We start from the raw sequence: 10,272 nt of genomic DNA on the forward strand, positions 1-10,272 counted from the left end.
ATTCTCCTTCATTTTATCAACATGATTAAAAATAGTCGCCAAAATAAGCTTCCATATCAGGAATAATAGTCTCCAATAACTGTAACGTATCCGAATCGGTATGGAGACGCTCGATTCGAGCCAAATACGCAGGTCTTCGATAATTCATCAGTACGCAAGTTAACGTTTGGATATCTAATTGGACCGCTTTTCCGATCGGATCATTCGAAACGATGACTTCACCTTTAGCATAGTTCAATCCAAAAATACCATTATTCCATTCAGCAACAGGATCGGAGACAACGAAATGAAAAGGCTGATCGAATGCTTTAAAGGGGAATTTTTTCAAAAACTCTGTTACGTCAACGATGCGTGCCATATAGTAAGGTTCGATCGTTTCTTTGATTTGGCTGTCTTCCAACAAGAAAGCCAAAGGTTCATTTTTATAAATATCGCCTTTGACCCAGTAGACCATAGAGAAATGAGCCGAGATAAAGTTCCATAATCCATTGCGGGCTTCTTGATTCAAGTAAAACATTTCTTTTACGTGAAAGACTTCTTCGGCGACCCAATAAAAAAGCACACCAGTGGGGTGACCACTTTTATTATAATAGACAGCTGCTGTTCGGCTTTCTTCGTTTTCGTAGCGCCAGTATTCTTCCCAGTGAAAAGCGGTCCGCTGTAATGCGCCATGATTTTCTCTTGAAAATTGATTATAGACAGTAAAAACGTCAGGATCATCTACCTCTTTTCGTTCAACGATCCCTGGAACTTCCACCGTTTTTGGTAACTGGGTATCACGTATTTTGAAGGTTAATTTATCTGACATCATCTCCCAGCCCTTACGACGATAATAAGGAACATTATAAGGATAGAGATAAGAGATCCATTGCTTGTCTGCTCGCATCGTTTCAAGAGCGAGTTTGATCAAGTCTTTCATCAGTCCATGTCCCGCATATTCAGGGTAAGTTCCGACACCGGTCACGCCGCCCATTTTGTAAAGAGTTCCATGAATGTTCACTTCACAGGGATAGACAGCAATTTGTGAAACAAGCTGATCACCGTTGAACCACCCGAACACTTTAGATAATTCCAAGATTGGTCGTTTTGATTTGATCATTTCACGCTTGCTTTCATAACCGCTTTCCTCGATGTCCGACTCAGTGATTTGAAAAACATAGCTTAGAAGCTCATTGAACTGATCGACATCTTTTTCTTCTACTGGTCGAATATGCAAATCTTGATGAAAATTATTGTCCATTCTTTCAACTCCAATTTATTTACTAGCTATAGTATAGCAAAACCTGAACAAATTTGTTTAGATATCGGTCAAGAAAAATACTTTAATTATCAGCATTTCGTTGGTATAATAGAAAAGCTGACTAAAAGAAATGAGGAACGTATCCATGAATATAGAAGAAATGAAAAAACGACAGGAAAAGATTCGTAACTTTTCCATTATCGCTCATATTGACCACGGAAAGTCTACGCTAGCCGATCGGATTTTGGAACAAACTCATACGGTAACGTCCAGAGAAATGCAAAATCAATTATTAGACTCCATGGACTTAGAACGGGAACGGGGAATCACCATTAAATTGAATGCGGTTGAGTTGAATTATACCGCAAAAGATGGTGAAACCTATATTTTCCATTTGATCGACACACCAGGACACGTGGATTTCACTTATGAAGTATCGCGGAGTTTGGCTGCGTGTGAAGGTGCTGTATTGGTTGTGGATGCAGCTCAAGGGATTGAAGCTCAAACATTAGCCAATGTTTATTTGGCTCTGGACAACGACTTAGAGATCTTACCAGTCATCAATAAAATCGATCTGCCAGCAGCAGACCCAGAACGAGTACGTACAGAAATCGAAGACGTTATCGGTATCGATGCAAGTGAAGCGGTTTTAGCTAGTGCCAAAGCCGGAATTGGCATCGAAGATATCTTAGAACAAATTGTCGAATATGTACCGGCACCAGCTGGAGATATTGAAGCGCCATTGAAAGCATTAATCTTTGATTCTGTCTACGATTCTTATCGAGGGGTTGTTCTGAACGTCCGTATCATGGATGGGATGGTCAAACCTGGGGATAAAATTCAAATGATGAGTAATGGAAAAACCTTTGATGTCACCGAAGTTGGGGTGTTTTCACCTAAAGCGATCCAACGGGATGCATTGATGGTGGGAGATGTTGGTTATATCACAGCAGCTATCAAAACAGTGAAAGATACACAAGTAGGGGATACTGTGACACTAGCAAATAATCCAGCCCAAGAAGCTTTGGAAGGGTATCGTCAAATGAATCCAATGGTGTATTGTGGACTCTATCCAATCGATACTTCTCGTTACAATGATCTGCGGGAAGCATTAGAGAAGCTGCAATTGAATGATGCGGCACTCCAATTCGAGCCTGAAACTTCTCAAGCGCTAGGCTTTGGTTTCCGTTGCGGTTTCCTAGGTCTCTTGCATATGGATGTTGTTCAAGAGCGTTTAGAACGTGAGTTCAATTTGGAATTGATCACGACAGCGCCTTCTGTTATCTATCATGTCAACAAGACAGACGGAACAACCGTGACAGTCGATAATCCAGCAGATTTCCCTGAACCAGGTACTATTGAAAATGTCGAAGAACCTTTTGTCAAAGCACAAATCATGGTACCAAATGACTATGTAGGTGCAGTTATGGAACTCTCACAGCGTAAGCGGGGAGATTTTGTCACCATGGACTACCTAGATGATTATCGGGTCAATGTCGTCTATGAAATTCCATTATCTGAAATCGTCTTTGATTTCTTTGACAAACTGAAATCCAGCACAAAAGGTTATGCATCACTGGATTATGAAATGTCCGGTTACCGTACCAGCAAGTTAGTTAAAATGGATATCTTGTTGAACGCTGAAAAAGTCGATGCATTAAGCTTTATTGTTCACCGAGATTTTGCCTACGAACGCGGAAAAGCCATCGTAGAAAAATTGAAAAAACTCATCCCGCGTCAACAATTTGAAGTACCGATACAAGCAGCGATCGGCCAAAAAATCGTGGCTCGCTCCGATATCAAGGCTCTGCGCAAAAATGTTTTAGCGAAATGTTATGGTGGGGATGTTTCTCGTAAACGGAAACTCCTAGAGAAACAAAAAGAAGGTAAGAAACGCATGAAACAAATCGGTTCAGTAGAAGTTCCGCAGGAAGCCTTCATGGCCGTTCTGAAAATGGATGAGGATGAACCGAAGAAATAGCAAAGGATTAAGGATTTTTGAAAATGAATTAAGTTTTTCATGTCCAAAGATATATTTTGTCTACCATTTGCCTACGATTAGATTAGCTCGTAGGTAAATTTTTTTTTACTTTATTTGCTGACCATTTAATAGAGTTAGGTGTAACTGGTTCACCATTTCCATTGTGCAAACAAATGACGTCAGCAGGAATTCAGAAGCTTGTAAAATAATTAGGGAAGCGAGCAGGAGTAGTAAACGTCCAGCCTCATAGTTTCAGACGTACTGCAGCAACTTTGGCAAGAAGACATGGAATACAGACTGAGACACAAAAGAACATAGGGAACAACTAAACTATTTAATTGGTACAATTAATATGTGGGCTTATATGCCAGAAAGATTTTCACCATCCATGTATGAGTCTCTTAACCTTTGTGAAGGTAAGTACAAAGTTTATCTGTATTCAACAAATCTGATTTGAAGATTCAATCAAAATGTAGATTTAGAAAAAATTGGATTTAACCAAAAGAATAATCAATGGGAATTAGTCTAGTATCGACAGAAATAGCGGAATAGGGGGGAAATAAATGACAGTTGCTGAACTAATTGAGGAACTAAAAAACTAGCCATCTGATGCAAAAGTTACCACAACAGTTGGTGGGGAAGTATGCGAAGAACCTTAGTTGGAGTACAACGATAACTACAACATTCTTGATTTAGGCACAACATGATTAAGTCAGCAATCCAACAAAAAAACTAGCTAGAAAGCTAGTTTAGAATAAAGATTAGATATTCTTCGGTGACTTTTTCTTGAGAAAGTAAGTAGCAGTATCAACAAGTAAAACCGCAATAAAAAATTTAACTAGGGAACTAATTATTTCTGGATGGGGAGTATTAGTAATAAGGCAAAATAAATAGAATACGATGCCAACGAAAAAAGTTGCAATTAGTCTTTTAATCAAATGTTGTAACACGAAGTATCACCCCTTATAGCGTTTGTCCAATATTATACATCTATAAAATAAAAAGGAAATGTTATTTTATGCCGATTCATTTATCCACCGAAATAGTTGACTTTGAAGCGGTCATAAAATAATGGACCCTAACCAGGTAGAGAATAATGCAGTTATCCATTCAGAATCTTTTCTTCTGTTATCAAATGGAGTATAGCCGTTATAAGAATAGTTATAATCAGTTTTCCATCCGCCAGAAGATGTTTGTTTTTTTCGGAGCACTTCCAACAGTGGGGAAACTTCTGGGCGATTAAAACTATTTGTTTTACTGACTATATAAACAAGATCCGTAAAGGAGAGCATATAACTTTGAGGAAACATAATGTCGGTAATATGAGCACTAATCGGTTGACGATTACTTAGGCGTTGGAACATATTGTGCTGTAACATATATTCTAATCCGATATGAATTAAATGATTTACCTCTTTATCTGGAACAGGAGAAAATTCACGATAGGTAATTAATGCTCGAATTGTTTTACCTATACCAATATAACAAGGAACATTCTTCATACATCCGCCATGTTTACAAATACCACTGTAGGGCCAAGTAGTTTTCGTAACACGATCAAAAACTTGATAGTTTTTAATCCAATAAAGCGCATTTTGAGCCTCTGTAGATTGATGTAAACCAAGTCGGCAGTAAGCTTCAAAAATCATTGCATTATAACAAGGAACAATATCATTAATTGATCCGGTGTAAGAAAAACCTTTGTCAGTGGATAAATTTTTATTAATAAAGAGCATTAAGTTTTGTGTGTGTTCTAGGTAAATTGAATTCGGGATTTCTGCTATTCCGATTAAATTCCAGATATAACTCAATAGATTTTTATGTTCAATACTCGTCAACTTTTCAATAAGCTTTGAGTCTGTTAATAGACGCATCACTTCTATATGAGTTTGGTTTTTGAGTAAATTTTTTTCTTTAAGTAATCGAAGTTTTAATGCAGTATCCATTCTTTACACCTACTTTTTACTTAAATTATAGCAAATAAAAGATGTTTTAAAAGTCAGTTATCCGACGAAATAAAAAACTACATTCTAGTATCCAGGTTGAAATGTGTGAAACAGAAACGCTATTTGCCATGAATGGAACAGTGCTCAAAAAAATTAGTCGTGTAGAAGTGAGAAGAGGGGATATCTTTATCGCCGGAACTCCTGGGGCTTCTCATGGATCAGAAGGGCATACCGGTATTATTGGAACGGAATCCATACTGATAGCCATGATTCATACATGAGCACTCGATTAACGCATCATTTCTATCGAATTGTTACGATCGGCAATTCTGATGCAAACACTGACAACAGCACACAAATGATTAAATTGGCAATCGATGAGCAATGGGGACCACTTGTCACTCTACGTTTGCAAGAATACTACAATACAACTAGAGATAAAGTGATTAGTCATCAATACAAACAAAAGTACAATCAAAATATCTATTCCGCAGAATTTGATACTACTTTGATCGGATCCGACGTGATTCGTGCAATCCAGATGGGTCTCAAAGCAAGAGAATATTATTCTGGTGTAATTGATGGTCTATGTGGTGAAGCAACAATCAAAGCGATGCAAAAAGCATTAGGAACAACGGTTGATGGTATTATCAGTCCGCAATCCGATATGGTTAAGGCATTACAGAGAGCATTGAATAGCAATAAACTTCCATGGTAAACAAATAGCCCGCTTCGGCGGTCAATACATATGTTGCAGTAAAAAAACAAATCGTATATTAAATAAAAATTAATTTGAGAAAAATTTACTATTAATTTTTATATATTTCTTATAGACTAAAATAAAAAGATTCCATAAACAATTGGAGGGTTAAGAATGCTAATAATCATTTCTATTATATCCATTTTAGTAGCGGCTGTTTTAGCTTATTTTTTCTATGGTATTTTTGCAGTTCATATTGGTGAGATGCTAAGAATAAAAAAAGAAACAGGAATTCCGGTAACGGAGCAATTAAAAATTTTTTATTCACAATTAAAAGACAAAATAAAAAAGCAGTGATTTTCACTGCTTTTTTAGACTGTAGACTAAAAGTCTCTTCCTCCACCACCCATTTGGGTCCGACTAGATATAATTCTCCAAGGCTTAGTACCAATTTCCCATTGATGACCACGGTTGCCATTTACGGATTTTAATTGATTATGCATTCCATTTGCCACCATTGCATCCAAAGGGAGTCCTACAACTGCTCCATAAGCTTGGATAGCATAAATAGCTGCTCGTCCACCATACTTCCATGTTTTTACTATTGCTGAGTTTACTCCAATTGATATTCTTGTTTCTTTGCCAACCTTATAAGTTTTGATCCAAGAGCTACCTGTACGGAGCATATCCTGTCTTAGAGCGGCTTTGTATTTATCTTCGCCTAAAATAGTCTTCACATTTATACCTGCAGATTCTGCTGCGTCGAATGCTTGTTGATTTGAGATGAAATAAAATTGTACATCTGTTTCTTCAACTTGTGCAGAAGTTGCTTGTTGAGCAGGGGGCACAGTAGTTGCATTTGCTACACTAGGACCTGACAATAAAAAAGTTGAAAGGAGCGTGAAAATAGAAAAAGTGGTGACTGACAGTTTCTTCATAAAAATACCCTCTCTCTTTATTTAATTAGTACAAATATATTATAAAACGATGTAGATTTAAAATCAACGGCTAAAAACATGAATACAATATTTATTTATTGATTTAGTAGTAGTGTCTTGTCTCCTTTTTGTTCAAATGCAAACTGTCGTTTGGTATAATTCTTACATAATCCTCATACGATTATATCTGCTATAGGAAGCCTAGGAAAACGCTTGTTTTCGAGGCTTCCTTTTGGTTTAATTTATTTAGCAGATATGAATCAGAAGAGGCGGAGTTTATGTAAAATAATATACAAGAAAGCACAATAAGAAATTTACCACAGTTTGATCCGAACACTAAATACTGGCTTGTAAGAGGCGAAGGCGGAATATTTTATGATGACTTTCTTATCAATAACTATATTGCGATAGGATGGAACGAAATTTCTGCAGAAGAAGTTGATCAGAACGTTTGGAATTCAGATACAATTAGGGCTAAATTGATAAGTGAAAATGGACTTGTGTTCAACTCTAGAAACAAAAGAAAAATGGGATCTGCTGCTAAGCAAATGATTAAGTTTCAAAATGATATAAGGCCCGGACATATAATTTTAGTACCCTCGCAAAATTCCGAAAGATTTTCTGTAGGGGAAGTCGTGGGGGAAGTCTATTCTGAAGAAAAAGAATAGAAACTGCTTGCTTGTCCCTACGTAAAAAGAAGAAAAATAAAATGGATCGGTAAATTCAACAGATTTAAAGCAGATCCATTATTGCAAAAGGTAGTTTACGCTGCGCATACTGTATCTGATATTACACAATATAAAAGCTACATAAATAGAGCAACTTTTGATACTAGCGATTCTTAGAAGAGATCAACTGTCTCGCTTTTCATTTGTTTTGTAACGTGTACATATTTATCTAAAGTGGGTGAGATTCTTGAATGACCCAATTGCTTTTGAACAGCTTTCGGCTTTGTTCCTACTTTTAATAACATAGTCGCATGAGTGTGTCTCAATGAATGATAATGGAAATCGAGAGCCAAAGTTTTTTGACTTTATTTGCTGACCATTTAATAGAGTAAGGTGTAACTGGTTCATCATTTTCCTTTGTGCAACCAAATGACGTCAGCAGGAATTCAGAAGCTTGTAAAACGGTTAGGGGAGCGAGCAGGAGTAACAAACGTCCATGCTCATAGGTTCAGACGTACTGCAGCAACTTTAGCAAGAATGCGTGGAATGCCGAATTTACGAGAACCCCACACTACTAAAACAAGCCGATGAATCGTAGACAATCCATTATTATAATTGACTGTTTTTGAGCTAAGTTAACTATCCTATACAATTACTGATAAGCAACAGGCTATGTTTCGCTAATTTGGGACAGGTCTAGTCGGTAAAGCTAGACCCAAAGACTTGCCAGACGAAGTCACACCAATTTATTCGCAAACAGCATGGTTTATACCAGCTCAAGATGTTGCGGTTGACATGAAAGCTATATACGGTATTCCTCATGTAATTGTCCAAGGTACAGACTTCTATATTACCAAGTGACAGCCAACAGGTCCGTTCTTTTATCCTTCTTTGATGGATTTGATCGGTGAAGCGCCAGAAGTATACAAAGAGCATGCACAACGGAAGTTAATGGAATTAAAGTGTTAAAACGTGTGAAACAGAAACTCTATTTGCCATGAATGGAACAGTGATCAAGAAAATTAGTCGTGTAGAAGTGAGCAGAGGGGATATCTTTATCGCCGGAACTCCTGGGGCTTCTCATGGATCAGAAGGGCATACCGGTATTATTGGAACGGAATCCATACTGATAGCCATGATTCATACATGAGCACTCGATTAACGCATCATTTCTATCGAATTGTTACAATCGGCAATTCTGATGCAAACACTGACAACAGCGCACAAATGATTAAATTGGCAATCGATGACCAATGGGGACCACTCGTCACTCTACGTTTGCAAGAATACTACAATACAGCTAGAGATAAAGTGATTAGTCATCAATACAAACAAAAGTACAATCAAAATATCTATTCCGCAGAATTTGATCCTACTTTGATCGGGTCCGACGTGATTCGTGCAATCCAAATGGGGCTAAAAGCTAAAGGATATTATTCTGGTGTAATTGATGGTCTATGTGGTGAAGCAACAATCAAAGCGATGCAAAAAGCATTAGGAATTACGGTTGACGGAATTATCAGTCCAGTATCTGATATGGTTAAAGCATTACAGAGAGCATCGAATAACAAAAATGTTATAGGTTGGCTTAAGTAATATAGGACAAACTAGATTTTATTTTTTATTGGAATCCTTATCCTCTTTTAGTACCTTTTTAAAAGAGTAGTAGTACCAGGATATCGTCGGGATAAAGACGAAGCTTAGTACACAAAAAAGAAATTGCTTTTGGATAAATAGTATAATAGTAGCAACTGAGAAGAACACTATTAGTACAATAAGAAATATATTTATTTTGGCTAAATATTTCCGGAATTCTTTACTCATATTACGCTAATATATATCCATCAAGTCTTCTGCCATCAACATAGTCAATCCCCCATGCTACAGCATATCCTAGACTTACTCCAGATAGGACACCCACAACATCTAAGCCAGCAGATAACCAAGAACCAATACTTATACCGATTCGAGCTTTTAATTGTTTTTCAATTGCACGTGTGATATTTCGTCTATTTGCTCTAATTATTTTCATTGCTTGACTTGCAGACTTGACACCAGCTCCAAATCCCAGAACAATGAAAGCAACGTCGATCACACTACCAACAAAACTTCGACTATTCCACCAGTGACGTCCGAATCCTCTTAATCGACGAGGACTATAACCCACTAAATTCAAGTATTCAGTTGTTGCTTGATCTATTCGTGCTTCATCTTCTGCAGTTAGCGTATATTCATCACTATTCACCACTTCTTCGGCAGAATTAATATTTGTTTCCTCTGCTGCTTCAGCATACTTTTCCTCTATGATTTCGAGAGCTTGTTCGCTTCGCTGTTCTTCTTCGATGTATTGATTATCCTCAGCGATAACAGTATTTTCCATCGTAGACAACGCATTTTTTGATGTTTCATTGCTAGTTATTTCACTCGCATGCGCCATTACAGCCGCTGTAGGCGATAACGCACCAAAAAGAATTATAGCAGATGCTATACCAACAAAACTTTTTAACCTTGACTTTTTCATATTTTCCCTATTTTCAATTTTTATTTTTATATTACTTTTATAAGCTATCTTAAATATATATTATTAGTAAAAATTAATAATATATGGACTATTTTTTCGTCTGAAATAGAGAGTGTAAAATATTTTGTGTAAATAGAAAAAAGGAAGTCCCTTCTGTAGAATAGAGTTACCACAACACATTCACAGAAGAGAGGACTTCCCTATGAACGATTTTACTACAGAAATTCTAAAGACTCTAGCGAACAAAGGCGATTTGAATGAATTATTCCGTGTCCATT

General features: G+C 37.0%; 11 protein-coding genes and 1 pseudogene. 7 read left to right on the forward strand and 5 right to left on the reverse strand.

Features of this window, described 5'->3' with window-relative positions; genetic code table 11:
* Positions 1-25: 25 nt before the first annotated feature.
* Positions 26-1,240, reverse strand: coding sequence for a GNAT family N-acetyltransferase (locus tag ACTFWY_RS03680; RefSeq protein ID WP_103300807.1), 1,215 nt, complete (start codon positions 1,238-1,240; stop codon positions 26-28).
* Between the two features lie 145 nt (positions 1,241-1,385).
* On the opposite strand from ACTFWY_RS03680, the gene lepA reads away from it, so the two are divergent.
* Positions 1,386-3,221: a translation elongation factor 4 gene (lepA, locus tag ACTFWY_RS03685; protein WP_003126516.1), complete on the forward strand. Its 1,836-nt coding sequence runs from the start codon at positions 1,386-1,388 to the stop codon at positions 3,219-3,221.
* 1,061 nt (positions 3,222-4,282) lie between these two features.
* On the opposite strand, the gene ACTFWY_RS03690 is transcribed toward lepA, so the two are convergent.
* The gene (locus ACTFWY_RS03690) at positions 4,283-5,167 is read right to left on the reverse strand and encodes a hypothetical protein (RefSeq protein ID WP_208774372.1); all 885 of its coding nucleotides are present in this window, start codon (positions 5,165-5,167) and stop codon (positions 4,283-4,285) included.
* 101 nt (positions 5,168-5,268) lie between these two features.
* On the opposite strand from ACTFWY_RS03690, the gene ACTFWY_RS03695 reads away from it, so the two are divergent.
* From ACTFWY_RS03695 to ACTFWY_RS03705, 3 genes are all read left to right on the forward strand, one after another.
* On the forward strand, positions 5,269-5,448 hold the full coding sequence (locus ACTFWY_RS03695; RefSeq protein WP_439926534.1) for a peptidoglycan amidohydrolase family protein: 180 nt from the start codon (positions 5,269-5,271) through the stop codon (positions 5,446-5,448).
* Positions 5,445-5,885: a peptidoglycan-binding domain-containing protein gene (locus ACTFWY_RS03700; protein WP_252711929.1), complete on the forward strand. Its 441-nt coding sequence runs from the start codon at positions 5,445-5,447 to the stop codon at positions 5,883-5,885. Before ACTFWY_RS03695 ends, ACTFWY_RS03700 begins: the two co-directional genes overlap by 4 nt.
* Before the next feature lie 156 nt (positions 5,886-6,041).
* Entirely contained in the window at positions 6,042-6,224 is a 183-nt protein-coding gene (locus ACTFWY_RS03705; RefSeq protein ID WP_103300809.1) for a hypothetical protein, read from the forward strand.
* 26 nt (positions 6,225-6,250) lie between these two features.
* Here ACTFWY_RS03705 and ACTFWY_RS03710 read toward each other — a convergent pair whose 3' ends face one another.
* Both ACTFWY_RS03710 and ACTFWY_RS03715 read right to left on the reverse strand, forming a co-directional pair.
* A complete protein-coding gene (locus ACTFWY_RS03710) occupies positions 6,251-6,805 on the reverse strand; it encodes a hypothetical protein (RefSeq protein ID WP_311828176.1) in 555 nt (184 codons plus the stop codon).
* Positions 6,806-7,646: 841 nt separating this feature from the next.
* Positions 7,647-7,778 (reverse strand): hypothetical protein, encoded by a 132-nt coding sequence (locus ACTFWY_RS03715; protein ID WP_230322254.1) that lies wholly within the window; start codon positions 7,776-7,778, stop codon positions 7,647-7,649.
* A 124-nt stretch (positions 7,779-7,902) separates the two neighbouring features.
* Here ACTFWY_RS03715 and ACTFWY_RS03720 point away from each other — a divergent pair.
* The 3 genes and pseudogenes from ACTFWY_RS03720 to ACTFWY_RS03730 all read left to right on the forward strand — a co-directional run.
* Positions 7,903-8,022, forward strand: a pseudogene (locus ACTFWY_RS03720) (site-specific recombinase); the annotation flags it as partial.
* Between the two features lie 448 nt (positions 8,023-8,470).
* Complete coding sequence (locus ACTFWY_RS03725) at positions 8,471-8,623, forward strand: peptidoglycan amidohydrolase family protein (RefSeq protein WP_311828178.1); 153 nt, start codon at positions 8,471-8,473, stop codon at positions 8,621-8,623.
* On the forward strand, positions 8,620-9,069 hold the full coding sequence (locus tag ACTFWY_RS03730; protein WP_439926535.1) for a peptidoglycan-binding domain-containing protein: 450 nt from the start codon (positions 8,620-8,622) through the stop codon (positions 9,067-9,069). Before ACTFWY_RS03725 ends, ACTFWY_RS03730 begins: the two co-directional genes overlap by 4 nt.
* 229 nt (positions 9,070-9,298) lie before the next feature.
* On the opposite strand, the gene ACTFWY_RS03735 is transcribed toward ACTFWY_RS03730, so the two are convergent.
* On the reverse strand, positions 9,299-9,994 hold the full coding sequence (locus ACTFWY_RS03735) for a hypothetical protein (RefSeq protein WP_311828179.1): 696 nt from the start codon (positions 9,992-9,994) through the stop codon (positions 9,299-9,301).
* Between the last annotated feature and the right edge of the window lie 278 nt (positions 9,995-10,272).

The sequence above is a fragment of the Enterococcus sp. 125944 genome, assembly GCF_051909435.1.
Classification (GTDB): Bacteria; Bacillota; Bacilli; order Lactobacillales; family Enterococcaceae; genus Enterococcus_D; species Enterococcus_D gallinarum.